Below are 25,257 nucleotides of genomic sequence, written 5' to 3' on the forward strand. Positions count from 1 at the left end.
CGGGGGACGAGGGAGCTGAGAATGATCATCGGGGTCGGCATCGATGTGGCGGAGATCGCCCGCTTCGAGGCGTCGCTGCTGCGGACGCCGAACCTGGCCGAGCGGCTGTTCACCGAGGCCGAGCTGCTGCTGCCGAGCGGGGAGCGGCGCGGTGCCGCCTCGCTGGCGGCCCGGTTCGCGGCCAAGGAGGCGCTGGCCAAGGCGCTCGGGGCGCCGGGCGGGATGGCCTGGACGGACGCGGAGGTGAGCACGGAGCCCTCCGGCCGTCCGCTGCTGGCCGTACGCGGCACGGTGGCGGCGCGGGCGGAGCAGCTGGGCGTGCGGTCGTGGCATCTCTCGCTGAGCCATGACGCGGGCGTAGCGTCGGCGGTGGTGATCGCGGAGGGCTGAGCCGCGATCCGGGTCTTCAGCGGCTGAGGAGCGGGCCATGCGGTATGCGCACACGGTGGAGCGGGTACGGGCGGCGGAGGAGTCGCTGATGCGGCGGCTGCCCGAAGGCGCGCTGATGCAGCGGGCGGCGGCCGGCCTGGCGGCCACCTGCAAAGAACTGCTGGCGGGGGGCGCGGACCGGGGAATGTCAGTGGCCCGCCGTACCGTACGGAGCAGCCACAGGGTCTACGGCAGCCGGGTCGTGCTGCTGGTCGGCAGCGGGGACAACGGCGGTGACGCCCTGTTCGCCGGTGCGCGGCTGGCGGCGCGCGGGGCCCGGGTGAGCGCGGTGCTGCTGGCGGGGGAGCGGACCCATGGCGCCGGGCTGGCGGCCCTGCTGGGCGCCGGCGGCGTGGTGACGGAGGATCAGGCCGAGGGGCTGGCGGAGATTGGGCGGGCCGGCCTGGTGGTGGACGGGATCGTGGGGATCGGTGGCCGGGGCGGACTGCGCGATTCGGCGCTGCCGTATGTGCAGGCGGTGGAGCGGTCCGGCGTGCCGGTGGTGGCCGTGGACCTGCCCAGCGGGGTGGACGCGGACACCGGGGAGGTCGCCGGCGCCGCCGTGCGCGCGACGGTGACGGTGACGTTCGGGACGCACAAGCCGGGTCTGCTGGTGGACCCGGGGGCGCAGTACGCGGGCGTGGTGCGGCTGGTGGAGATCGGGATCGAGCCCGGGCCCGCGGCGGTGCAGGCACTGCAGCACGCGGACGTCGCCGCGCTGCTGCCGCGGCCCTCGGCCGAGAGCGACAAGTACCGGCGCGGCGTGGTCGGCATCGCGGCCGGCTCCGACCGCTACCCCGGGGCGGCCGTGCTCGCGGTCTCGTCCGCGCTGAACGGCGGCGCCGGCGCGGTGCGCTACGCGGGCTCGGCGGCGACCGAGGTGGTCCGGGCCCATCCGGAGGTACTGGTGACGAACGGGGGGCCGAAGGCGGCCGGGCGGGTGCAGGCCTGGGTGGTCGGTCCGGGTCTGTCGGACGATGACCAGGCGCAGCGCACTCTGGAGGAGGCACTGGCGGCGGGCGCGCCGGTGCTGGTGGACGCGGACGGGCTGCGGCTGCTGGCCCGCCGCGGCGCGGCGCTGAGCAATGCGGGGGCGATCGACCTGCTGCTGACCCCGCACGCGGGGGAGGCGGTGGCGCTGCTGGCCGGGGCCGGGGTCGAGGCGACCCGGGAGCAGGTCGAGGGGGCGCGCATCAGCTGTGCGCGCCGGATCGCGGAGCTGTACGGCTGCACGGTGCTGCTCAAGGGCTCGACCACGGTGGTCGCCGGTCCGGATCCGGCGGCGCCGGTACGGGTGAATCCGACCGGAACGCCCTGGCTGGCCACCGCAGGGAGCGGCGACGTGCTCTCCGGGCTGGCCGGCTCGCTGCTGGCGGCCGGGCTTGCGCCGATCGACGCCGGTTCGGTCGCGGCCTATCTGCACGGTCTGGCGGCGCGGACGCTCGGCGACGCTCCGGTCACCGCCGCAGGGGTGGCCGCGGCGCTTCCGGCGGCGTGGCGCGGGGTGACCGGGGTGGACTGATACGTACTGTCCGAAGCAGAACACCTGTCCCGCTGTCGGAGCGTGACGGTGTGCCGGCTCCGACGGACAGCCGTATCTGACGGACAGTGGGAAGGGAACGGTGAGGGCAGGGTGCAGCTGACCAGGGTGCGGCGTGCGGCGGTGCTGCTCGCGGCGGGGACGGTGGCGGCCGGGATCGTCTCATTCGGCGGAGCGCAGGCCCAGGCCGCCGCCAGGCCGCACGCCGTCGGCCGGTGTCCCACCACGATGGGCCGGATCGCCTGCGTGGACCTCACCCACCAGCGGATGTGGGTGCAGGTCGGCTCCAGAGTGGTCTTCGGCCCGGTCCCGGTCAGGAGCGGCCGCCGGGGCCATGTGACCCGCACCGGGCTGTGGCATGTGTTCTGGCGCGACGCCCACCACCGGTCCTCCCTCTACGGCTACGTCGCCATGCCGTACAGCCAGTTCTTCTCCGGCGGCGAGGCGTTCCACGCCGTCCTCGAACCGATCTCCACCCCGCCCGGCTCGCACGGCTGCGTCAACCTGAACAACCATGACGCCCGGGCGCTGTGGGGCGTGCTCAGGCTGCACGACCCGGTCGCGGTCTTCGGCCGCAAGCGCGGCACCTGATCCGCAGCAGCTCGCAGCCCGACCGGTTTCCCTTGAGTACCGCGCGGTCTGGGAGAATGTCCGGCAATGGACTCCAACCTCCCGGGGAGCAACCCCCCGGACCCCCAGCCGGCGATGCGTGCCGAAGCTCTGATCGACCTGGCGGCGCTGCGCGGGAACCTCGGTGCCCTGCGCGCCCGTACCGGGCCGGCCGAGGTCATGTCCGTGGTCAAGGCCGACGCCTACGGCCACGGGCTGGTGCCCTGCGCCCTGGCGGCGCTGGACGCCGGGGTGACCTGGTTGGGCACGGCCACCCCCGAGGAGGCGCTGACGCTGCGGGCGGCCGGGATCACCGCCGACCGGGCCAGGGTGCTCTGCTGGCTGTGGACCCCGGCGGGCCCCTGGGAGCAGTCCGTCGCGGCCGACATCGACATCTCGGTCAGCGGTGAGTGGGCGCTGCGCCGGGTCCTGGCCGCGGTACGGGCCACCGGCCGTACGGCCAGGATCCACCTCAAGGCCGACACCGGGCTCGGCCGCAACGGCGCCCAGCCGCACGACTGGCCCGACCTGGTCGCCGCCGCCCGTGCGGCCGAGGCCGAGGGGCTGCTCACCGTCGCCGGGGTCTGGTCCCACTTCGCCTGCGCCGACGAGCCGGGCCATCCCGCGAACGACGCCCAACTCGCCGCCTTCCGCGAGGCCCTGGCGGTCGCCGAGGCCGCCGGGCTGCGTCCCGAGGTGCGCCACCTCGCCAACTCCCCGGCCACCCTGCTGATGCCGGAGGCCCACTTCGACCTGGTCCGGGCCGGCCTGGCCCAGTACGGCCTCTCCCCGGTCCCGGAGCTGGGCGGCCCCGCCGACTTCGGGCTGCGGCCGGTGATGACCCTGCAGGCCCGGCTGGCCCAGGTCAAGACGGTCCCGGCCGGACACGGCGTCAGCTACGGCCACACCTACACGACGTCCGGCGACACCACGCTCGCGCTGGTCCCGGTCGGCTACGCGGACGGCGTCCCCCGGCACGCCAGCGGCACCGGCCCGGTCTGGCTCGCCGGCAAGTGGCGCACCATCGCCGGCCGGGTCGCGATGGACCAGTTCATTCTGGACCTGGGCGGCGACCACGCCGAGGTCGGCGACCTCGCGGTGCTGTTCGGCCCCGGCGACCGCGGCGAGCCCACCGCCGAGGACTGGGCCAGGGCCTGCGGGACGATCTCCTACGAGATCGTCACCCGGATCGGGGCAAGGGTCCCCCGACGTTACGTCGGAGCCGTGGAGGCCGGATGAGCAGCGAGGAGAGCGGCCTCTCCGCTGTCACCGGCGCGGCCGCCGGAGCCGCGGTCGAGGCGGTCCAGCAGGTGAAGGCGGTGGCGGGGTCGGTCGCCAGCGATGTCGCGGCCGGCCGCTGGCGCCGGGCCGGGCTGGTCGGGCTCTCCCTGGGCGTGGTCGCCGCGGGCGCCGCCGCCGGCGTCGCCGTCGAGCGGCTCACCATAGGACGGGACATGCGCCGCCGGGCCGGCGCCGAGGTCGAGGCCGCCGCGCCGTTCGGCTCGCTGCGCGGCCGACCGCGGACCGTCGCCGCTCCCGACGGCACCGAGCTGTATGTGGAACTGGACGGCAGCGGCTGGCAGGACGCACCGCAGACTCCTCCGGCAGCCGGCGCCGCCGGGTCCTCCGTCGATGCCGGGTCCTCCGCGCCCCGCAAGGGCTGGCTCGGCCGGTTCCGTCCCGGCGGCGGCACGGCCTCCGGCGGCCCACTCGGGGGGGTGCTCTCCGGCGTCGGCAGCATGCTCGGCATGGTGCCCACGCCGCCGCTGACCGTCGTCTTCTGCCATGGCTACTGCCTCAACCAGGACTGCTGGCACTTCCAGCGGGCCGCCTTCCGCGAGGGCCTTCGGCTGGTGTTCTGGGACCAGCGCAGCCACGGCCGCTCCGAGCGCAGCCGCAGCCATCTGGCCGGCGAACCCGCCAGCATCGACCAGCTCGGCGGCGACCTCAAGGCCGTGATCGACGCCGTCGCCCCCACCGGGCCGCTGGTCCTGGTCGGCCACTCGATGGGCGGCATGACCGTGATGGCCCTCGCCGACCAGCACCCCGAGCTGTTCCGCGAGCGGGTGGCCGCCGTCGCCCTGCTCGGCACCACGGCCGGCAGCTGGTCCGGCGTCACCCTGGGCCTGCCCGCCTACGGGGCCAGGATGCTGCACCGGGTCGCCCCCGGGGTGCTGAAGGCGCTCGGCCGGCAGCGCGACCTGGTGGAGCGCAGCCGCCGCCTGGGCAGCGACCTCACCTCGGTGGTCTACCGCAAGTTCTCCTTCGGCCGGGAGGACGTGGACCCGGCCGTGGAGCGCTTCGCCCAGCGGCTGCTGGAGGCCACCCCGATCGACGTCGTCGCCGAGTTCTTCCCCGCCTTCGACCTGCACGAGAAGACCGCGGCGCTGGCGGCCTTCCGCGACATCCCCACCCTGGTCATGGGCGGGGACAAGGATCTGCTCACCCCGCCCCGGCACAGCCAGGCCATCGCCGCCGAACTCCCGGACGCCGAGCTGATCATCGTCCCCGACGCCGGGCACCTGCTCATGCTGGAGCTGCCCGACCTGGTCAACACCCAGCTCGCGCTGCTGCTGGAGCAGGCCGCCAGGGGCTCGGGCGCACCGCTGCCGCAGCCGGTGCGGGACCTCGCGCTCGGCACCGCTCCGGCCGTCGCCGTCGACGAGTCCCTGACCTGACCGCCGGGAATCCCCTACCGCTACCGAAAGGACCCGACCGCACATGGACGACACCCCGACCGTCACCGCCGTCACCGTGCCCGACGCCGCGGCCATGCAGGACCTCGGCCGCGGGCTGGCCTCGCTGCTGCGCCCGGGCGACCTGGTGCTGCTCTCCGGCGAGCTGGGCGCGGGCAAGACCACCCTCGCCCGGGGCCTCGGCGCGGGCCTGGGCGTCCGCGGCGCGGTCACCTCGCCGACCTTCGTCATCGCCCGGGTGCACCCCTCGCTGACCGGCGGCCCGGCCCTGGTCCATGTCGACGCCTACCGTCTGGGCGGCGGCCTGGACCAGATGGAGGACCTGGACCTGGACGTCTCGCTGCAGGACTCGGTGGTCGTCGTGGAGTGGGGCGAGGGCAGGGTCGAGGAGCTGTCCGACTCCCGCCTGGAGGTACGGATCGAGCGCGCCCTCGGCGACGAGGCGCCGGACGAGGGCGACGACGAGCGACGCGTCACCCTCACGGGTCTGGGCGACCGCTGGACCGGCACCGACTGGGCCCTGCTGCAACCCGTGCGCGCCTGAGTCGCGACAAGATCCTTGTCCCTGGTTGTTATTCCGACGCGCTGTCGGGAAGATGGTGCAAGTCAGCGCGTGGGAAACCAGTCACGGGAGGCGACATGTCCGGAACGACCCCCCGCCGTGGTGGGGAGGAGCCGCCCGTCGGCGTGGCCGCCCTGCTCGCCGCGACCGGCGCGGCCGCGGCGGTGAGCACACCGCCGGCGGAGCCCGAAGCGGAGCGGGAGCAGGAGTGCGAGGAGCCCGGGCTGATCGTCCTGGAGTCGCGCGAAGCCGCCTGACCTGCGCAGTCGCTGTCAGGCGACGACGACGACCGTGCTGCCGACCACGGTGAATTCGTAGAGCGCCTGTCCGTCGCCCAGGGTCTCCCTGATGCCACCGGTCTTCTTCGCCGGGTCGGGGGCGGGAGTGGTGCCGTCCGTCGCGGAGCTGAAGCCGAACACGGTGGTGCCGCGCTGAGCGAAGACGACGATGTTCTTGATCTCCACGCCGTCCGAACCGGCCCGGGGGCCGGATCTGCGGCTGTTCACGTTGTAGGTCCCGACGGTGGGGCTGAGCGTGCTGGGCTGCACCGTGAAGGTCCGGGTCGCGGTGCCGGACGCGTCCACCAGCCAGACCCGCTTGGCGCCCAGCGAGTACACCACCCGCTTGCCCGTCCCCGAGTGCGCCGGGACGGCGGCCGGCTTGGGCGAGGCGCTGGCCTTGGCGGAGGTCCCCGTCGAGGCGGAGACCGAGGCGCCGGGCTTGCCGGAAGCGGCCGAGGTCACATTGGCCGAGCTCTTGGCCTGCAGCGCCAGCACGGTGACCAGCGCGAGCGCGGACGCCGTCAGTGTGGTGACGACAGCGCCCGTACCGATCCTTGCCACTCGATCCTCCAGCGGTGGAATGCCTGTGAAGTCCCAGCTTCTCATCCCGAATCCCGTGAACGTCTAACCTGGTGCCGTGCTTCTGCTTGCGTTCGACACCGCGACCCCCGCCGTCACCGCCGCGCTCCTCGACACGGACAGCGACACGGACAGCGGGACGGTCCTCGCCTCCGCCGACCAGGTCGACGCCCGGCGCCACGGCGAGCTGCTGCTTCCCGCCGTCGACCGGGTGCTGCGCACCGCCGGCGTCGGCAAGGAGCAGCTCGGTGCGCTGGTGGTCGGTGTCGGCCCTGGCCCGTACACCGGGCTGCGGGTGGGGCTGGCGACGGCCGCGGCGCTGGGCCACGCCCTCGGCATTCCGGTGCACGGCGTCTGCACGCTCGACGGCATCGCCCACGCCGCCCGCGAGGCGGGCCTGCAGGGCGCCTTCACGGCCGCGACGGACGCCCGCCGCAAAGAGGTGTACTGGGCCTCCTACGACGCCGCAGGGGCCCGTGTGGACGGTCCGCACGTGGACCGTCCGGCCGAGGTCGCCGAGCGGCTCGGGCAGCTGCCGGCGGTGGGCGCGGGCGCGCTGCTGTACCCGGAGGTGTTCCGCGACGTGCCCGCCGGCATGCCCGTGCACCAGTCGGCGGCGGCGCTGGCGAAGTACGCGGCCGCCGAACTCGCCGCCGGGCGCCCGTTGCTCCCGCCGACCCCGCTGTACCTGCGCCGTCCGGACGCCGAGGTGCCCAAGAACTACAAGACGGTGCTTCCCGCATGAGTCAGGTCCCGAATCTGCGGGAGATGCGCTGGTGGGACATCGCCCCGGTGCTGGAGCTGGAGGGCGAGCTGTTCCCGGAGGACGCATGGTCCGCCGGGATGTTCTGGTCCGAGCTCGCCGACACCCGGCACCCCCGCGCCACCCGCTGGTACACCGTCGCCGAGGACGCCCAGGGGGCGGTCGTCGGCTATGCGGGACTGATGGCGGTGGCCGGCAGCGGGGACGTGCAGACCATCGCCTCGGCCAGGAGCTACTGGGGCAGTGGCCTCGGCGGCCGGCTGCTGGCCCGGCTGATCGGGCAGGCCGCCGCGGCCGGCTGCGGTGAGCTGCTGCTGGAGGTCAGGGTCGACAACCCGCGCGCCCAGCGGCTCTACGAGCGCTTCGGATTCCGGCCGATCGGGATCCGGCCCAAGTACTACCAGCCCTCCGGGGTCGACGCCCTGGTGATGCGGCTCGACGATCCCGCTGCGAACAACCACGACAACGTAGGAGCACTGAGCCAGGATGGCTGACGAACCGCTGGTCCTCGGCATCGAGACCTCCTGCGACGAGACCGGCGTCGGCATCGTCCGGGGCACCACCCTGCTCGCCGACGCGGTCGCCACCAGCGTCGAGGAGCACGGCCGCTTCGGCGGCGTCGTCCCGGAGATCGCCAGCCGGGCGCATCTGGAGGCGATGGTCCCCACCGTCCAGCGCGCCCTGGACGAGGCCGGGATCAAGGCGAGCGACCTGGACGGCATCGCCGTCACCGCGGGACCCGGCCTGGCCGGCGCGCTGCTGGTGGGCGTCTCGGCGGCCAAGGCCTACGCCTACGCCCTGGACAAGCCGCTGTACGGGGTGAACCACCTGGCGTCGCACATCTGCGTGGACCAGCTGGAGCACGGACGGCTGCCCGAGCCGACGATGGCGCTGCTGGTCTCCGGCGGACACTCCTCGCTGCTGCTGACCTCCGACATCACCAGCGACGTCCGCTCGCTGGGCGCGACCATCGACGACGCGGCCGGCGAGGCCTTCGACAAGGTCGCCCGGGTGCTCGGCCTCGGGTTCCCCGGCGGCCCGGTGATCGACCGTTACGCGGCCGAGGGCGACCCGGAGGCGATCAGGTTCCCGCGCGGGCTCAGCGGTCCCCGCGACGCCGCGTACGACTTCTCGTTCTCCGGCCTGAAGACCGCCGTCGCCCGCTGGATCGAGGCCAGGCGGCGGGCCGGCGAGGAGGTGCCGGTCCGGGACGTCGCCGCGTCCTTCCAGGAGGCGGTCACCGATGTGCTGACCCGGAAGGCGGTCCGGGCCTGCAAGGACCACGGCGTGGAGCATCTGATGATCGGCGGCGGGGTGGCCGCCAACTCCCGGCTGCGGGCCATGGCGCAGGAGCGCTGCGAGCGCGCGGGCATCGAGCTCCGGGTGCCCCGGATGAAGCTCTGCACGGACAACGGCGCGATGGTGGCCGCGCTCGGCTCGGAGATGGTCCGGCGCAACCGCCGCCCGTCCGCCTTCGACCTGTCGGCGGACTCGTCGCTGCCGGTGACCGAGACCCATGTCCCGGCCGCTCCGGACTCCCACGACCAGCTGCACCGGATGTCCGAGTAATCCTTACCTGATTGACCACTGGGAACTGCCTGGGAATCGCTAGCGTCCTGTTCGTACGTATGCGCATGCGTACGAACGGGCACGTCAGGCAGGGAGCGGTAGACGGTGGTTCACGTTCTGGGAAGCTGGAGCGGCAGGGCTCTGGGTACGACGGCGGGGGCCTTGGCCCTGGCGGCGCTCGCGACGGCCTGCGGCGGCGGCGCGACCCCGACGCCCGGGACGACCGCGGGGACGACCGAGGGGGCGGTGGGTGCCGGCGCTTCGGCCGCCGCCACCTCCGCGACCACCGGCGGGATGTCCACCGATGCCGCGCTCTGGTCCACGTGGGGCCTCACCCCGCTGAACCCCACCCCGGCCCCGCCCGCGGACAAGCCGATCAAGCTGACCAGAACCGGCAAGGTCCCGGTCTTCCGCTCGGTGCCGACCACGCAGAAGGTCGTCTTCATCACCCTCGACGACGGCGCCGAGAAGGACCCCCGCTTCGTCGCAATGATGCGCGACCTCAGGGTCCCTTTCACCATGTTCCTGATGGACGACGCCATCAAGAGCGACTACGGCTACTTCAAGCCGCTGCAGGCGCTCGGCGACAGCATCCAGAACCACACCCTGCACCACCCGGCGATGAGCACGGTCTCGGCGGCCCGGCAGCGGGAGGAGGTCTGCGGCGACCAGAAGCTCCTCAGCACCGAGTACGGCGTCGCGCCCTTCCTGTTCCGCCCGCCCTACGGCGACGGCGCCTACTCGTCGACCCTCAACGCCTCGGTCCAGGCCTGCGGCCCGCGCGCCATCGTCTACTGGAAGGAGACGATGCAGATAACGGGTCTGCAGTACCAGAGCGGGAACAAGCTCCAGGACGGCGACATCATCCTGGCCCACTTCCGCGGCCCCTCGGAGCTCAAGGGCGAGACCATGACCGCGATGTTCGCCAACCTGCTCAAGCGGATCCAGGAGCAGGGCTTCACGGTCGCCCGCCTGGAGGACTACATCCAGAAGCCCTAGCGGGCAGCCCGCACGGGCTGCCCCAGCAGCATCGTCGGGGCGCCGGACGCGCGGGTCAGGAAGACCGTGCAGGAGTTCGGCCCCTCCGGCTTGAGCTTGCGGCGCAGTTCCTCGGGCTCGATCGCCGAGCCGCGCTTCTTGACCACCACGGTGCCGACCCGGCGCTCGCGCAGCAGCGCCTTGAGCTTCTTCAGGCCGAAGGGCAGCACGTCGGTGATCTCGTAGGCGGTGGCGAAGGGCGTGGGGCGGAGCTCGTCGGCCGTCAGGTAGGCGATGGTGGGATCGATCAGGCCGGCGTCCAACTGCTCGGCGACCTCGGCGACGAGGTGGGCGCGGATCACCGCGCCGTCCGGCTCGTAGAGGTAGCGGCGGACCGGTCCGGCCTCCGGGTCCGGCAGTCGACCACCCGTGAGGGTGACGCCGCCGGGCAGCAGGGTCGCCCGATGGGGGTGTTCCTGGGCGGCGCCGGTGCCGAACCAGAGCACGGCCTCCTTGACGTCTCCGGCGTCCGAGACCCACTCGGCCTCGGCGCCCTCGGGGACGGATTGGTGCGGGATGCCGGGGGCCACCTTGAGGGCGGCGAACGGGGCCTGCCGTGCGGCGGTGACGGCCCAGCTCAGCGGAGGCGAGTAGGCCTCAGGATCGAAGATCCTGCCCCGGCCGCTGCGCCGTGCCGGATCGACGAACACGGCGTCAAAGTCCTTGAGCGCCACGTCCTCCACGTCGCCGCACCGCTGATGGATCAGCCCGTCCAGCCCCAGCGCCGCGGCGTTGGCCTCGGCGACCGCGCACGTGAGCGGAGAGCGGTCGACGGCGAGCACCTCGATGCCGGCCCGCGCCAGCGCGATCGCGTCGCCGCCGATGCCCGAGCACAGGTCGGCGAGGCGGCGTACGCCCAGCGCCTTGAACCGGGCCGCGCGCCAGTCGGCGACGCTGCTCCGGGTCGCCTGCTCGACCCCGTCCGGGGTGAAGTACATCCGGGCCGCGTCCGCCGCGCCGAACTTCGCCGCGGCCCGCTGCCGCAGCCCGGCCTGGCCGATCGCCGCCGACACCAGCTCCGCGTCGTGGCTGCGCCGCAGCCTGGTCGCGACCGCGAGCTCCTGCCCCGGCCGGAAGTCCGCCAGCTCGGCCAGCAGGGCCTGGCCCTCGTCGGTCAGCAGGGCACGGAACGATTCGATCTCCACCGCACCATCATCCATCGAATAAGCGCGTCGTTGGCACTCTGGTTGACTGAGTGCTAACCGCGGCCTAGTGTCGTCGTTGGCACTCTCCCCCGGAGAGCGCTAACCGCGAGAGGGCAGGTCCGGCACCGCGACGACGGGCTTGCACCACACCTCTGGCACCCAAGACATGTATCACCCCGTGATCTCCGAAGGGGGAGGTCGGAACGTGACGACCACCAGCTCCAAGGTTGCCATCAAGCCGCTCGAGGACCGCATTGTGGTCCAGCCGCTCGAGGCCGAGCAGACCACGGCCTCTGGCCTGGTCATCCCGGACACTGCCAAGGAGAAGCCCCAGGAGGGCGTTGTCCTGGCCGTGGGCCCGGGTCGCTTCGAGGACGGCCAGCGTCTGCCGCTCGACGTCGCCGTCGGCGACATCGTGCTGTACAGCAAGTACGGCGGCACCGAGGTCAAGTACAACGGCCAGGAGTACCTGGTCCTCTCGGCCCGCGACGTGCTCGCCATCATCGAGAAGTAAGCACCACCGCACCACCGCACTACTGCAGCACCAGCTGACGCTGACCGCAGAGTCGTGACCCCGCCCGGGCCCCCAGTCTTCACTGTGTGAGACCGGGTGTCCGGGCTCGGTTGTTTGAGAGGGAAACCCTAAGCATGGCGAAGATCCTGAAGTTCGACGAGGACGCCCGCCGCTCGCTCGAGCGTGGCGTCAACAAGCTGGCCGACACCGTGAAGGTGACGCTCGGCCCCAAGGGCCGCAACGTCGTCATCGACAAGAAGTTCGGCGCTCCGACCATCACCAACGACGGTGTCACCATCGCCCGTGAGGTCGAGCTCGACGACCCGTACGAGAACCTTGGCGCGCAGCTGGTCAAGGAGGTCGCGACCAAGACCAACGACATCGCGGGCGACGGCACCACCACCGCGACCGTGCTGGCCCAGGCCCTGGTCAACGAGGGTCTGCGCAACGTCGCCGCCGGCGCCGGCCCCTCCGGGCTGAAGAAGGGCATCGACGCCGCCGTCAAGGCCGTGTCGGACCACCTGCTCTCGGTCGCCCGTGAGATCGACGGCAAGGAGGACATCGCCGCTGTCGCCGCGCTCTCCGCGCAGGACCAGCAGGTCGGTGACCTCATCGCCGAGGCCATGGACAAGGTCGGCAAGGACGGTGTCATCACCGTCGAGGAGTCGAACACCTTCGGCCTGGAGCTCGAGTTCACCGAGGGCATGCAGTTCGACAAGGGCTACCTGTCGCCCTACATGGTCACCGACCAGGAGCGGATGGAGGCGGTCCTGGAGGACCCCTACATCCTGATCCACCAGGGCAAGATCTCCTCGATCCAGGACCTGCTCCCGCTGCTGGAGAAGATCCTCCAGGGCGGCTCCAGCAAGCCCCTGCTGATCATCGCCGAGGACGTCGACGGCGAGGCGCTGTCCACTCTCGTGGTGAACAAGATCCGCGGCACGTTCAACGCCGTCGCGGTGAAGGCCCCCGGCTTTGGCGACCGCCGCAAGGCGATGCTCGGCGACCTGGCCACCCTGACCGGTGCCACCGTCATCGCCGAGGAGGTCGGCCTCAAGCTCGACCAGGCCGGTCTGGAGTCCCTGGGCTCCGCCCGTCGCGTCACCGTCTCCAAGGACAACACCACCGTCGTCGACGGCGCCGGTGACTCCTCCGAGGTCGTCGGTCGCGTCGCGCAGATCAAGGCCGAGATCGAGAACACCGACTCGGACTGGGACCGCGAGAAGCTGCAGGAGCGGCTGGCCAAGCTGGCCGGCGGAGTCTGCGTGATCAAGGTCGGCGCTGCCACCGAGGTCGAGCTCAAGGAGAAGAAGCACCGTCTCGAGGACGCCATCTCGGCGACCCGCGCGGCGGTCGAGGAGGGCATTGTCGCCGGTGGCGGCGCCTCCCTCGTGCACGCGCAGAAGGTGCTCGACGGCGGGCTCGGCCTGGTCGGCGACGAGGCGACCGGTGTCGCCGTCGTCCGCCGCGCGCTGGTCGAGCCGCTGCGCTGGATCGCCCAGAACGCGGGCCTCGAGGGCTACGTCATCACCAGCAAGGTGGCGGAGCTGGAGGAGGGCCAGGGCTACAACGCCGCGACCGGCGAGTACGGCGACCTGCTCAAGGCCGGCGTCATCGACCCGGTCAAGGTGACGCGCTCCGCGCTGCAGAACGCGGCGTCGATCGCTTCGCTGCTGCTCACGACCGAGACGCTGGTTGTCGAGAAGCCGGCTGAGGACGAGGGCGACGCTGGGCACAGCCATGGTGGGCACGGGCACAGCCACTAGGTAGTTCTTGCTACCCGGGGCGCGGGGAACTGTCTGCGGCGAGTTGCACCCTTGCGGGTGGCTTGTCGCGCAGTTCCCCGCGCCCCTTCTGCATGCATAAGCCTGTGCACAGCTTTCCGTTCCGGGTCAAAGAGACGCTTATGCTGGCCGCATGATTGAGGCGCGTCATCTTCGAGTGCTCCGGGCTGTTGCTCGGACCGGGTCCTTCTCGGCTGCGGCGCGGGAGCTGGGGTATACCCAGCCGGCGGTGAGTCAGCAGATGAAGGCGCTGGAGAAGTCGGTGGGGACGCCGCTGGTGGTCCGGGTCGGGCGCGGGGTGCGGCTCAGCGAGGCGGGCGAGGTGCTGGTGCGGCATGCCGCCGGGATCCTGGCCGGGCTGACTGCGGCGGAGGAGGAGCTGGCGGCGATCGCCGGGCTGCGTGCGGGTCGGGTGCGGCTGGTGTCGTTCCCCACGGCGAGCGCGACGCTGGTCCCTGCGGCTGTGGCCGGGGTGCGCGAGGCGCAGCCGGGCGTGAGGGTGTCGCTGACCGAGGCCGAGCCGCCCGAGTCGCTGGCGATGCTGCGCGGCGGGGACTGCGAGGTGGCGGTGGCCTTCCGCTATCCGGGACGGGTGACCGAACTGCATCTGCCGCTGGACGACGAGGGCGGGTCGCGGCGGCAGGCGCGGGCCGAGGCCGTGGTGGAGGCATCCGCCTCGGCCGCCGCCTGCGACTGGTCCGATCTGGTGGTCCGGCCGTTGCTGAAGGACCGGCTGGTGGGCGTGGTCGCGGCCGGGCATCCGTTGGCCGGGCGCGGCACGGAGGACCCGGTGGCGCTGGCCGAGCTGGCCGACGAGCAGTGGATCGCCGGGTGTCCGCAGTGCCGTGGCCATCTGGTGGACATGTGCGCCGAGGAGGGCTTCGCGCCCCGGATCGACTTCGCGACCGACGACTACCCGGCGGTGCTGGGCCTGGTCGGCGCGGGGCTGGGCGTCACCGTGCTGCCGGAGCTGGCGCTGGCGTCGGTGCGTTCGGCGGGGGTGGCCGTGGTGCCACTGGCCTCGGGGGTGTTCCGCGAGGTCGTCGCGCTGACGCTGCCTGATCTGGCGCAGGTGCCGGCGGTGGAGCTGATGCTGGACCGGCTGGCCCGGGTCCCCGTCCCGTCCCGCTGACGCGCTCGGAGGGGAACCCGGGCAGTCGAAGAAACGATTCTTCTTCGCATCTCCCGCGGTCAGTGCCGGATCGGTTCGAAGATGTCGGCGTCGAGGTCCACCTCCGCCTCCCCGTCCGCTTCGGTGTCCCTGTCGGTGCCGGCGCTCGGGCGGTGCCGGGTCCGGCCCAGCAGTTCCTCGCGGTCGTCCTCGGTCAGCCCGCCCCAGACCCCGTACGGCTCGCGTACGGCCAGGGCGTGTGTGGCGCACTCGGTGCGCACCGGGCAGCGGGAGCAGACCTCCTTGGCGGACTGCTCGCGGGAGCTGCGTGCCGCCCCTCGCTCGCCCTCGGGGTGGAAGAAGAGGGAGCTGTCGACACCGCGGCAGGCGGCGGAGAGCTGCCAGTCCCATAGATCGGCGTTGGGGCCGGGGAGGCGTGAGAAGTCTGCCATTGCTGCTCATTCCCTCAAGTTGTTGTGCGGTCCGGTCCTAGTAGATGAAAATATGACTCACATAGATCTAATCGGACAAGAGGCCATCAGCGTTGCATATAGGTCTGAAGTTCTGAAACTCTCATAAAACGGACGAAGGGAGCAGTGGCGTGTCCTGCGACTGGGGGTACTCGTTGGGGCTGGAGGTAGGCCGAATGCGGCCGCCACGCCGGGGTCTGCCGACGACTGCGTAGCCGTGTGCGACGTGCGTGCGCTGTGCGCGCGGCGCCTGTGCGCCGGAGTGCACTGCGCGGTGGATGATCCGTAACGGGTCGACCACATAGAGTGGTGGAGGCGATCGTCGGGCCCGTAACTCATTCGGGTGACGGTCGTTGGTTGTGCGGAGGCGGTCAACGGGTCGGACGTCGGGGAAGACGTCTGTACACCACGGCCGTGCCGGTGACGCTTTGTACCAGCTCGTACCAGCCAGGAGGCTCAACGTGACGCGGATCAGCTGCGGAGGACGGTCATGACTTCCGTTCTCGTCTGTGACGATTCACCGCTTGCCCGGGAGGCGCTCCGCCGTGCGGTCGCGACCGTGCCCGGTGTCGACCGGGTGACCACCGCTACCAACGGTGAGGAGGTGCTCCGCCGATGGGTGGCCGACCGGTCCGACCTCGTCCTCATGGACGTGCGGATGCCCGGCCTCGGCGGTGTCGAGACCGTTCGGCGGCTGCTGTCCGCCGACCCGGGCGCCCGCATCATCATGCTCACCGTCGCCGAGGACCTCGACGGTGTGGCACTCGCGGTGGCCGCCGGTGCGCGGGGCTACCTGCACAAGGACGCCTCACGGGCGGAGCTGCGCGCCACGGTCACCCAGGCACTCGCCGACCCGACCTGGCGACTCGCGCCCAGGCGGCTGCGCTGTGCCGAGATGGGGGCGGCGCCGACACTGACGGCGCGTGAGATCCAGGTCCTGGAGGGGATGAGCCACGGTCGCAGCAACGCCGAGATCGGCCGCGAGCTGTTCCTCTCCGAGGACACCGTCAAGACCCACGCCCGGCGCCTCTTCAAGAAGCTCGGCGCCTCGGACCGGGCCCATGCCGTCGCCCTCGGCTTCCGCTGGGGCCTGGTGCGCTGACGGTGGTGCGCAGCCCCCGCCCGACGGGCGGGGGAGGGGTTGCTCAGGTCCGCCGGGTAGGCTCCAGCCCTTGCACGCCTGCCACCGGAGGATCGGAGCGCGGGGAATCCCGGCCGAGGGCGCACCATGGAGTACATGGACCCAATGCGGAGTGCGGCGGCCGGTGGGCGGGAGGGGTCAGTGGTGGCGCATAACGTTCCGATGCACAAGTCGGGGTGCGGTGCCGCGTTTTCCTCCGCGACCAGGCACCATGGACCGGTGCGTGACGACGAAGTGACGGCTGCCGCAGGCGGCGTCCAGACCACCGGTGGGGCCGCTGTTCCCATTGGTGAACTCGTGGTCCGTGCGGTCGGCGGGGACGCCGAGGCCACCGACGAGCTGTTGGCCCGGGTTCACCCGCTGGTGCTCCGCTACTGCCGGGCCCGGCTGGTCCGGCTGCCCGGGGGCGCCCGGCACCATGTGGACGACGTGGCCCAGGAGGTCTGCCTCGCCGTGCTGTGCGCGCTGCCGCGCTACCGCGACCAGGGGCGTCCCTTCGAGGCGTTCGTGTACGGGATCGCCGCGCACAAGGTGGCCGATCTGCAGCGGGCGGCGATGAAGGGGCCCGGTCAGTCGGTGTTTCTGGCGGAGGATTTGCCGGAGACCCCTGACGACGCGCTCGGGCCGGAGGAGCGGGCGCTGCTGAGCAGCGACGCCGCGTGGGCGCGGGAGCTGTTGGCTTGTCTGCCGGCGCGGCAGCGGGAACTCGTTCTGCTGCGGGTGGCTGCGGGGCTCACGGCTGAGGAGACCGGGGAGGTGCTGGGGATGTCCGCGGGGGCGGTGCGGGTGGCTCAGCATCGGGCTCTGAGCAGGTTGCGTGCGTTGGCTTTGGGCGGGCCGGAGGGACTGTCCGCGTAGGGGTGCGGGTTGTGCGTGGTTGGCCGCGCAGTTCCTCGCGCCCCTGAGGTGCTGCATGGCGGGGCGCGCAGAGAGTGTGTGGCGCTAAGCACATGGGGTGGTTGTGGCGCAAGAGGGCTTTCTGTGTACCGGTAGACTCAAGTATCGGTGCCTAAGCTGCCTTGCTGGAAGGCCCCCGGTGGCGCCGACGTCGAGTGGTTGATCGGGTCGGTACGGGAAGGTGCCCCAATGTCTTTGAATGCCGCAGGTGTCCCCGAGAAGTTTGCGATGCTCGGGCTCACCTACGACGACGTCCTGCTGCTCCCCGGAGCCTCCGAGGTGCTGCCGAACATGGTGGACACCTCGTCACGGGTCTCGCGGAACGTCCGGGTGAACATTCCCCTGCTGTCCGCCGCGATGGACAAGGTCACCGAGTCGCGGATGGCGATCGCGATGGCCCGTCAGGGCGGCGTCGGTGTGCTGCACCGGAATCTATCCATCGAGGACCAGGTCAACCAGGTCGACCTGGTGAAGCGGTCCGAGTCCGGCATGGTCACCGACCCGATCACGGTCAGCCCCGAGGCCACGCTGGCCGAGGCGGACGCGCTCTGCGCCAAGTTCCGGATCAGCGGCGTGCCGGTGACCGACCCGTCGGGCCGGCTGATGGGCATCGTCACCAACCGCGACATGGCCTTCGAGTCGGACCGCAGCCGCCAGGTGCGCGAGGTGATGACCCCGATGCCGCTGATCACCGGCGAGGTCGGGATAAGCGGTGAGGACGCCATCGCCCGGCTGCGCCGCCACAAGATCGAGAAGCTGCCGCTGGTGGACGCGGAGGGCAGGCTCAAGGGCCTGATCACGGTCAAGGACTTCGTCAAGGCCGAGAAGTACCCGCTGGCCGCGAAGGACGGCGAGGGCCGGCTGCTGGTCGGCGCCGCGGTCGGCGCCAGCGCGGAGTCGCTGGAGCGGGCCCAGGCGCTGGCCGCCGTGGGCGTGGACTTCCTGGTGGTGGACACCTCGCACGGCCACAACAGCAATGCGCTGAGCTGGATGGCCAAGATCAAGTCGTCGGTGGACGTCGATGTGATCGGCGGCAACGTCGCCACCCGTGACGGCGCCCAGGCGCTGATCGACGCCGGCGTGGACGGCGTCAAGGTCGGCGTGGGCCCCGGCTCGATCTGCACCACCCGGGTGGTCGCCGGCATCGGCGTCCCCCAGGTCACCGCGATCTACGAGGCGGCGCTGGCCTGCCGCGAGGCCGGCGTTCCGGTCATCGGGGACGGCGGCCTGCAGTACTCCGGCGACATCGGCAAGGCCCTGGCGGCCGGCGCCGACACGGTGATGCTGGGCAGCCTGCTCGCTGGTTGCGAGGAGTCGCCGGGCGAGCTGCTGTTCATCAACGGCAAGCAGTTCAAGTCCTACCGGGGCATGGGCTCGCTGGGCGCGATGCAGTCCCGCGGCCAGGCCAAGTCCTTCTCCAAGGACCGCTACTTCCAGGGCGACGTCAGCTCCGACGAGAAGCTGATCGCCGAGGGCATCGAGGGCCAGGTGCCCTACCGCGGCCCGCTGTCCGCGGTGCTGTACCAGCTGGTCGGCGGCCTGCGGCAGACCATGGGCTATGTCGGCGCCGCCACCGTCGCCGAGATGGAGTCCAAGGGCCGCTTCGTCCGGATCACCTCGGCGGGGCTCAAGGAGAGCCACCCGCACGACATCCAGATGACCGTCGAGGCACCGAACTACCACGGCAAGTAGCCGCACGTTCCGACGGGAGGGCCGCCCGGCGGCCCTCCCGTCGTTGTACGGGATACTGGGGCCTGGCAGTAACAGGTTGAGCGAAGGGCTGGACGTGACCGAGATCGAGATCGGGCGGGGCAAGCGGGGCCGACGGGCGTACGCCTTCGACGACATCGCCGTCGTACCGAGCCGGCGGACCCGGGACCCGAAGGAGGTCTCGATCGCCTGGCAGATCGACGCCTACCGCTTTGAGCTCCCGTTCCTGGCCGCGCCGATGGACAGCGTGGTCTCCCCGGAGCAGGCCATCGCCTTCGGTCAGATGGGCGGCCTCGGCGTGCTCAACCTCGAAGGGTTGTGGACCCGCTACGAGGACCCGCAGCCGCTGCTGGAGGAGATCACCGAGGTCAAGGATGAGGCCGTGGCCACCCGCCGCCTCCAGGAGATCTACCGCGAGCCGATCAAGGCCGAGCTGATCGGCCGTCGGCTCAAGGAGATCCGCGACTCCGGCGTGGTCACCGCCGCCGCGCTGTCGCCGCAGCGGACCGCCGAGTTCTCCAAGGCCGTCGTGGACGCCGGGGTGGACATCTTCGTGATCCGCGGCACCACCGTCTCCGCCGAGCACGTCTCCGGCGCGGCCGAGCCGCTCAACCTCAAGCAGTTCATCTACGAGCTGGACGTCCCGGTGATCGTCGGCGGCTGCGCCACCTACACCGCAGCGCTGCACCTGATGCGCACCGGCGCGGCCGGGGTGCTGGTCGGCTTCGGCGGCGGCGCGGCGCACACCACCCGGACGGTGCTCGGCATCCAGGTGCCGATGGCGACCGCGGTGGCCGATGTCGCGGCGGCCCGGCGCGACTACATGGACGAGTCCGGCGGCCGGTACGTGCACGTCATCGCGGACGGCGGTGTCGGCTACAGCGGGGACCTGGCCAAGGCCGTCGCCTGCGGCGCCGACGCGGTGATGATCGGGGCGGCGCTGGCCCGGGCCAACGACGCGCCCGGCAAGGGCTTCCACTGGGGCATGGAGGCCGTGCACGAGGAACTGCCGCGCGGAAAGCGGGTCGACCTGGGCACGGTCGGCAGCACCGCCGAGATCCTGCACGGCCCCTCGCACACCCCGGACGGCACCATGAACCTGTTCGGCGCGCTGCGCCGGGCGATGGCCACCACCGGCTACTCCGAGCTCAAGGAGTTCCAGCGGGTGGAGGTCACCGTGGCGCCCACCGCGCACCACTGACCGTTGTTCTCCCATCCACGTCCCTGGCACGTTCCTGTGCCGGGGACGTGGTCTTCTTTGGTCTGGGATTCTGGAGCAAAGCGGCAGACTGGGGCTTAACGGGTCCGGTCGGATGCACACGGAGGCAGCCTTGCGTAGCGCGAAACTGGGACCGGCCGAGCGGGCGGAATCGCTGGCCCGAATGGCCGAGCAGGAACTCGACGTGCTGGTGGTCGGCGGCGGGGTGGTCGGGGCGGGGACGGCGCTGGACGCCGTGACCCGCGGCCTCGCGACCGGTCTGGTCGAGGCGAGGGACTGGGCGTCGGGGACGTCCAGCCGTTCCAGCAAGCTGATCCACGGGGGGTTGCGCTATCTGGAGATGCTGGACTTCGCGCTGGTCAAGGAGGCATTGAAGGAGCGCGGGCTGCTGCTGGACACGCTGGCGCCGCATCTGGTCAAACCGGTGCCGTTCCTCTACCCGCTGCAGCACCGGGGCTGGGAGCGTCCCTACGTCGGCTCCGGGGTGGCCCTGTACGACGCCATGTCGGTGACCGGCGGCCACGGCCGGGGGCTGCCGGTGCACCGGCACCTGACCCGTCGCCAGGCCCTGCGGCAGGCCCCCTGTCTGCGCAAGGACGCCCTGGTGGGTGCGGTGCAGTACTACGACGCGCAGATGGACGACGCCCGCTTCGTCACCACGCTGGTGCGCACCGCGGCCTCCTACGGGGCGCTGGCCGCCAACCGGGCCCGGGTGGTCGGCTTCCTGCGCGAGGGGGAGCGGGTGGTCGGCGTCCGGGTGCACGACCTGGAGCAGGGCGGCGAGTTCGAGGTACGCGCCCGGCAGGTGGTCAATGCGACCGGCGTCTGGACCGACGAGACCCAGGCGCTGGTGGGCGAGCGCGGGCAGTTCCACGTCCGGGCCTCCAAGGGCATCCACCTGGTCGTGCCGCGCGACCGGATCCACTCCTCGACCGGGCTGATCCTGCGCACCGAGAAGAGCGTGCTCTTCGTGATCCCCTGGGGCCGGCACTGGATCGTGGGCACCACCGACACCGAGTGGAACCTGGGCAAGGACCACCCGGCGGCCAGCAGCGCCGACATCGAGTACCTGCTCGACCATGTGAACTCGGTCCTGTCGGTGCCGCTGACCAGGGAGGACGTCGAGGGCGTCTACGCCGGGCTGCGCCCGCTGCTGGCCGGGGAGTCGGACGCCACCTCCAAGCTCAGCCGCGAGCACGTGGTGCAGCACGCGGTGCCGGGGCTGGTGGTGGTCGCCGGCGGCAAGTACACCACCTACCGGGTGATGGCCAAGGACGCTGTGGACGAGGTGGTGCACGGGCTGGACCAGCGCGTCGCGCCGTCCTGCACCGAGCGGGTGCCGCTGCTGGGGGCCGAGGGGTACCAGGCGCTGTGGAACGGCCGGGGCGAGCTGGCCCGGCGCAGCGGGCTGCACATCGCCCGGATCGAGCACCTGCTGAACCGCTACGGCTCGCTCGCCGAGGAGGTGCTCGACCTGATCGCGGAGGACCCCACCCTGGCTGACGCACTGTCGGGGTCGGACGACTACCTGCGGGCCGAGGTCGTCTACGCGGCGCGTTTCGAGGGCGCCAGGCACCTGGACGACGTGCTCGCCAGGCGGACCAGGATCTCCATCGAGACCTTCGACCGGGGCACCGCCGCGATGGTGGAGACGGCCGACCTGATGGCCAGTGAACTGGGGTGGGACAAGGGGCAGGTGGACCGGGAGGTGGAGCACTACCGGAAGCGGGTGGAGGCGGAGCGCGAGTCGCAGCAGCAGCCCGACGACCTGACCGCGGACGCGGCCCGGCTGGGGGCGCAGGACATCGTCCCGCTGGGGTAGGGGAGGATTGGGCCAGCTCCCCGGGGGGTGGGGGAGCCGGCGATCACTGATGTACCGAAGTCGGAGGGGACCTCATCCGGATGACCAACGAGCGGGCCGACGACCAGAATGCTGGAGCCCAGAGCGTCGGGAAGAGCGGCGGTGGGATGCCCGGGCGGCTGCTGGCGGGCCGCTACCGGCTGGCGTCCGTGCTCGGGCAGGGCGGCATGGGCACGGTCTGGCGTGCCAAGGACGAGATGCTGGGCCGCGACGTCGCGGTGAAGCAGCTGCGGTTCACCGGCGTGGACGAGGACGAGCGGCACCGGCTGATCGCCCGGGCCCTCACCGAGGCCAAGGCGATCGCCCGGATCCGGCACACCGCCGCCGTCACGGTCTACGACGTGGTCGAGGAGGACGACCGGCCCTGGATCGTGATGGAGCTGGTCGAGTCGCGGGCGCTGAGCCAGGTGATCCGCGAGGACGGGGTGCTGACGCCGCGCCGGGCCGCCGAGATCGGTCTGGAGCTGCTGGGCGTACTGGCCGAGGCGCACCGCTCGGGCATCCTGCACCGGGACGTCAAACCGTCCAATGTGCTGATCGGGCACGACGGGAGGGTGGTGCTGACCGACTTCGGCATCGCCCGGGTCGAGGGCGACCCCTCGGTGACCTCGACCGGGATGCTGGTGGGCGCGCCCTCGTACATCTCGCCGGAGCGGGCCCGGGGCCGGATACCCGGCGCCCCGTCCGACCTGTGGTCGCTCGGGGCGACGCTGTACGCGATGGTCGAGGGGCGCCCGCCGTACGACAAGGGCTCGGCGCTGTCGACGCTGACGGCGGTGATGACGGAGGAGCTGACGCCGCCGAAGGGCGGCGGGGCGCTGGTCCCGGTGATCGAGGGACTGCTGCGCAAGGATCCGGACGACCGGCTGAACGAGGCCGAGGCCCGGCGGATGCTGGAGGCCGTGCTGGACGCGCCGGACGAGCCGGTGCCGGCGCCCGTCCAGGAGCCCGCGCCCACCACGATGCAGCCGGTCCCGCCGATGCCGCTGGCCGGCGCGCAGCAGTCGGTGCCCTACGGGCCCGCGACGGTGTCCACGGCGAGGCGGCGCCGGGTGCGGCCGCTGCTGGCGCTGCTGGCGCTGCTGCTGGTGGTGGCGATCGGGGTGGCCGTGGCCGTGGCCGTCAACCAGCACGGCAAACGGAACGCCCGGGGCACTTCGGCGGGCGGGAGCACGGTCGCCTCGGTGTCGGCGTCCGGCTCCGCCGCCGCCTCGTCGGGCACGAAGGCGGGCACGGGTTCGGCGGCGTCCGCCTCCACTGCAGCCTCCGGCGGTGCCGTGTCCGGGGCGTTCCGCCGGGTCCAGGGCCCCGGCGGCGCCACGGTGGAGATCCCGGTCGGCTGGACCCTGGTCAGCAGCAGCGCCACCAGCTGGAAGTACCACGGGCCCGCCGGGACGCTGCAGTTGGACTCCACCAGCACCCCCGGCAGCAGCGCCGTCGGCGCCTGGCGCAGCGAGGAGGCGGCGATCTCCGGCAAATTCGCGGGGTACCGGCGGATCGCCCTGCACACCGTCGTCTACCGCGACGGTTGGGACGCCGCCGACTGGGAATGGACCTACTCCCAAGCCGGGACCACCCTGCACTCGCTCAACCGGGGCTTCGTCACCGACGCGCAACACGGCTACGCCATCTACTGGACCGCCCCCGACGCGACCTGGAACGACGCCAGGAACCAGCAGCTCCTGAACCGTTTCTTCTCCAGCTTCCAGCCTGCGGGCTGACGGCGCGTCGGGACGTACGCTGAGGTGAGGTACCCGGGTGCGGACGGCTCGGGTACGGATCGGCGGACGGGCGGACGAGGGAGGTGGCGGCATGAGCAGGACGGCCAGAACGGCCAGGGCAGGCAGGGCGGGCCGGGGCGCGCGGGGTGCCGTTCCCGCTCCCCGGGCGGCGGCCGAGAGCCGGGTGCTCGCCGGGCGCTACCGGCTGGAGGGGCGGACTCAGGGGACCGGTGTCGCGGCGCTGGACCAGCGCAGCGGCGCCGAGGTCCAGCTCGACGCCGTACCGCTGCCCGAACTGGTGCTGCCCTACGACCAGGTGGCGCTCGACAAGCAGCCGGCGCTCGACAAGCAGACTGACAGCACCACCGGACGGGCGCTGACGCAGGCGACCTATGTCGCCGGGATCGTCCCCGACCACCCCAGGCTGAGCCAGGTCTTCCAGGTCTTCGACGAGAACGGCTATCTGTGGGTGGTGGGCGAGTCGCTGCCGGGCGTCCCGCTGCGGACCCTGCTCGACCGCGGCCCGCTCTCGCCCTACCGGGTCGCCGAGATGGGGCACGACCTGGTCATGGCGCTGCGGGCGGTGCACGCCGTCGGCCTGGTGCACGGCAATCTGACCGCCGACACGGTGACCGTGTGCGCCGACGGCACCGCGCTGGCCGGGGGCCTGGTGGTGGGGGCGGCGCAGGAGGCGCTCTGCGGGGGGCCGGGGGCGGAGACGCCGGCCGCGGGCGTGCCCGAGGCGTCCTGGTCGCCGGCCCGGATCCGGGCCAGGGACGCCCGGGCGGTGATCGTCGGGGCCGTCGCCGAGCGCTGGTCGCCCGAGCAGGCCGGGCCGCCGCCGATGGACTCCCAGGCAGCCGCCCGGATCGCGGCCGGGTCCGGCGCCCCCGCCACCGGGGTCGGCCCCGAGGCGGACGCCTGGGCGCTGGGGGTGCTGCTCTACCGCTCGGTGACCGGCGCGGCCCCGTTCCCCGAGCGGGACACCGAGGAGCTGTTCGCGGCGGCGCGCTCGGGCGAGATCCGGTCCGCGGTCACCCCCCAGCGCCCGGCGATCGCGGCCAGGGGTGCGGCCTTGGAGGCGTCCCGGCCGTCCCCGCTGCCGGAGTGCGGCCCGCTCGGCCCGCTGGTGCACGCGCTGCTGCGGCCCGACCCCGCCGAGCGGCTCGGGCTGCCCGAGGCGGCCGAGCTGATCCGCCGCCTGCTGGTCCGCGCCCCGGAGCCGATCGACCAGGACGAGCTGCTGGCGGTGGCCGCGCTGCTGCCCGCGCGCAGGCGGCGCGGCGAGGTGCTGGAACACCCGGATTTCCCCCACGACTCGCACCACCGACACGCCGCGCCGCACCGGCACCCGGCGTTACTGGGTGTGACACTCATCAGTGGCATCATTCTCTTCGTCCTCATTGCCCTGGTCGTGACCGTTCTGGTGGCCCACTGACCGGTTGTCGACCATTACAGGGCGGTCACATGAGTGGCCCTGCCTATCCAGGCGACCCAGGTGTTGCCTAGGCTGTGCAGCAAACCCTGGGGTTGTCGTGCAGTGCCACCGGCTGATTCTCAAGCGGGCCAGTCGCCGCAGGCTTGGACGCAAACGGCAGGACACTGGCGAGGGGGAGCA

24 protein-coding genes are annotated in these 25,257 nt (G+C 72.3%); 21 read left to right on the top strand and 3 right to left on the bottom strand.

Going from position 1 to position 25,257, the window contains the following annotated elements:
* The first annotated feature begins 21 nt into the window (after window positions 1-21).
* The 7 genes from ABH941_RS12430 to ABH941_RS12460 all read left to right on the top strand — a co-directional run bounded on the left by ABH941_RS12430 (window position 22) and on the right by ABH941_RS12460 (window position 6,093).
* Complete coding sequence (locus ABH941_RS12430) at window positions 22-390, top strand: holo-ACP synthase (RefSeq protein WP_370128967.1); 369 nt, start codon at window positions 22-24, stop codon at window positions 388-390.
* A gap of 37 nt (window positions 391-427) precedes the next feature.
* The gene (locus ABH941_RS12435) at window positions 428-1,951 is read left to right on the top strand and encodes an NAD(P)H-hydrate dehydratase (RefSeq protein WP_370128968.1); all 1,524 of its coding nucleotides are present in this window, start codon (window positions 428-430) and stop codon (window positions 1,949-1,951) included.
* A 111-nt stretch (window positions 1,952-2,062) separates the two neighbouring features.
* A complete protein-coding gene (locus tag ABH941_RS12440; RefSeq protein ID WP_370128969.1) occupies window positions 2,063-2,560 on the top strand; it encodes a L,D-transpeptidase in 498 nt (165 codons plus the stop codon).
* A 66-nt stretch (window positions 2,561-2,626) separates the two neighbouring features.
* A complete protein-coding gene (gene alr / locus ABH941_RS12445) occupies window positions 2,627-3,817 on the top strand; it encodes an alanine racemase (RefSeq protein ID WP_370128970.1) in 1,191 nt (396 codons plus the stop codon).
* The gene (locus tag ABH941_RS12450; protein WP_370128971.1) at window positions 3,814-5,256 is read left to right on the top strand and encodes an alpha/beta fold hydrolase; all 1,443 of its coding nucleotides are present in this window, start codon (window positions 3,814-3,816) and stop codon (window positions 5,254-5,256) included. The genes alr and ABH941_RS12450 overlap by 4 nt, the downstream gene beginning before the upstream one ends.
* A gap of 43 nt (window positions 5,257-5,299) precedes the next feature.
* Window positions 5,300-5,818: a tRNA (adenosine(37)-N6)-threonylcarbamoyltransferase complex ATPase subunit type 1 TsaE gene (gene tsaE / locus ABH941_RS12455; RefSeq protein WP_370128972.1), complete on the top strand. Its 519-nt coding sequence runs from the start codon at window positions 5,300-5,302 to the stop codon at window positions 5,816-5,818.
* A 95-nt stretch (window positions 5,819-5,913) separates the two neighbouring features.
* Entirely contained in the window at window positions 5,914-6,093 is a 180-nt protein-coding gene (locus ABH941_RS12460; RefSeq protein WP_370128973.1) for a hypothetical protein, read from the top strand.
* 15 nt (window positions 6,094-6,108) lie between these two features.
* Here ABH941_RS12460 and ABH941_RS12465 read toward each other — a convergent pair whose 3' ends face one another.
* Window positions 6,109-6,678, bottom strand: coding sequence for a hypothetical protein (locus ABH941_RS12465; protein ID WP_370128974.1), 570 nt, complete (start codon window positions 6,676-6,678; stop codon window positions 6,109-6,111).
* 76 nt (window positions 6,679-6,754) lie between these two features.
* On the opposite strand from ABH941_RS12465, the gene tsaB reads away from it, so the two are divergent.
* From tsaB to ABH941_RS12485, 4 genes are all read left to right on the top strand, one after another.
* Window positions 6,755-7,441, top strand: coding sequence for a tRNA (adenosine(37)-N6)-threonylcarbamoyltransferase complex dimerization subunit type 1 TsaB (gene tsaB / locus ABH941_RS12470; protein WP_370128975.1), 687 nt, complete (start codon window positions 6,755-6,757; stop codon window positions 7,439-7,441).
* Window positions 7,438-7,953: a ribosomal protein S18-alanine N-acetyltransferase gene (rimI, locus tag ABH941_RS12475; protein WP_370128976.1), complete on the top strand. Its 516-nt coding sequence runs from the start codon at window positions 7,438-7,440 to the stop codon at window positions 7,951-7,953. Before tsaB ends, rimI begins: the two co-directional genes overlap by 4 nt.
* Entirely contained in the window at window positions 7,946-9,028 is a 1,083-nt protein-coding gene (tsaD, locus tag ABH941_RS12480) for a tRNA (adenosine(37)-N6)-threonylcarbamoyltransferase complex transferase subunit TsaD (protein WP_370128977.1), read from the top strand. Before rimI ends, tsaD begins: the two co-directional genes overlap by 8 nt.
* 105 nt (window positions 9,029-9,133) lie before the next feature.
* Window positions 9,134-10,027: a polysaccharide deacetylase family protein gene (locus tag ABH941_RS12485; protein ID WP_370128978.1), complete on the top strand. Its 894-nt coding sequence runs from the start codon at window positions 9,134-9,136 to the stop codon at window positions 10,025-10,027.
* On the opposite strand, the gene ABH941_RS12490 is transcribed toward ABH941_RS12485, so the two are convergent.
* The gene (locus ABH941_RS12490; RefSeq protein ID WP_370128979.1) at window positions 10,024-11,226 is read right to left on the bottom strand and encodes a methyltransferase domain-containing protein; all 1,203 of its coding nucleotides are present in this window, start codon (window positions 11,224-11,226) and stop codon (window positions 10,024-10,026) included. The two genes, ABH941_RS12485 and ABH941_RS12490, sit on opposite strands and share 4 nt — an antisense overlap.
* A 190-nt stretch (window positions 11,227-11,416) precedes the next feature.
* Between ABH941_RS12490 and groES the strand changes: the two genes are divergently transcribed.
* From groES to ABH941_RS12505, 3 genes are all read left to right on the top strand, one after another.
* The gene (groES, locus tag ABH941_RS12495; RefSeq protein ID WP_134003998.1) at window positions 11,417-11,725 is read left to right on the top strand and encodes a co-chaperone GroES; all 309 of its coding nucleotides are present in this window, start codon (window positions 11,417-11,419) and stop codon (window positions 11,723-11,725) included.
* Window positions 11,726-11,859: 134 nt separating this feature from the next.
* A complete protein-coding gene (groL, locus tag ABH941_RS12500) occupies window positions 11,860-13,491 on the top strand; it encodes a chaperonin GroEL (protein ID WP_370128981.1) in 1,632 nt (543 codons plus the stop codon).
* A 151-nt stretch (window positions 13,492-13,642) separates the two neighbouring features.
* A complete protein-coding gene (locus ABH941_RS12505; protein WP_370128982.1) occupies window positions 13,643-14,641 on the top strand; it encodes a LysR family transcriptional regulator in 999 nt (332 codons plus the stop codon).
* Between the two features lie 59 nt (window positions 14,642-14,700).
* On the opposite strand, the gene ABH941_RS12510 is transcribed toward ABH941_RS12505, so the two are convergent.
* Window positions 14,701-15,072 carry a WhiB family transcriptional regulator gene (locus ABH941_RS12510; RefSeq protein WP_370128983.1) on the bottom strand — a complete coding sequence of 124 codons (372 nt, stop codon included), beginning with the start codon at window positions 15,070-15,072 and terminating at the stop codon, window positions 14,701-14,703.
* Between the two features lie 508 nt (window positions 15,073-15,580).
* Between ABH941_RS12510 and ABH941_RS12515 the strand changes: the two genes are divergently transcribed.
* The 7 genes from ABH941_RS12515 (at window position 15,581) to ABH941_RS12545 (ending at window position 25,077) form a co-directional block, all read left to right on the top strand.
* Window positions 15,581-16,192, top strand: a complete 612-nt coding sequence (locus ABH941_RS12515; protein ID WP_030251459.1) for a response regulator transcription factor — start codon at window positions 15,581-15,583, stop codon at window positions 16,190-16,192.
* 258 nt (window positions 16,193-16,450) lie between these two features.
* Window positions 16,451-17,089, top strand: coding sequence for an RNA polymerase sigma factor ShbA (gene shbA / locus ABH941_RS12520; RefSeq protein ID WP_370128984.1), 639 nt, complete (start codon window positions 16,451-16,453; stop codon window positions 17,087-17,089).
* Between the two features lie 228 nt (window positions 17,090-17,317).
* Entirely contained in the window at window positions 17,318-18,820 is a 1,503-nt protein-coding gene (guaB, locus tag ABH941_RS12525) for an IMP dehydrogenase (protein WP_370128985.1), read from the top strand.
* Between the two features lie 94 nt (window positions 18,821-18,914).
* Entirely contained in the window at window positions 18,915-20,039 is a 1,125-nt protein-coding gene (locus ABH941_RS12530; RefSeq protein WP_134004010.1) for a GuaB3 family IMP dehydrogenase-related protein, read from the top strand.
* Window positions 20,040-20,169: 130 nt separating this feature from the next.
* Window positions 20,170-21,879: a glycerol-3-phosphate dehydrogenase/oxidase gene (locus ABH941_RS12535; protein ID WP_370128986.1), complete on the top strand. Its 1,710-nt coding sequence runs from the start codon at window positions 20,170-20,172 to the stop codon at window positions 21,877-21,879.
* Window positions 21,880-21,959: 80 nt separating this feature from the next.
* Entirely contained in the window at window positions 21,960-23,639 is a 1,680-nt protein-coding gene (locus ABH941_RS12540) for a serine/threonine-protein kinase (RefSeq protein WP_370128987.1), read from the top strand.
* A gap of 91 nt (window positions 23,640-23,730) precedes the next feature.
* Window positions 23,731-25,077 (top strand): hypothetical protein, encoded by a 1,347-nt coding sequence (locus tag ABH941_RS12545; protein ID WP_370128988.1) that lies wholly within the window; start codon window positions 23,731-23,733, stop codon window positions 25,075-25,077.
* The last annotated feature ends 180 nt before the right edge of the window (window positions 25,078-25,257 follow it).

Origin of the sequence: Streptacidiphilus sp. EB103A (assembly GCF_041261405.1) — a bacterium.
GTDB lineage: Bacteria > Actinomycetota > Actinomycetes > Streptomycetales > Streptomycetaceae > Streptacidiphilus.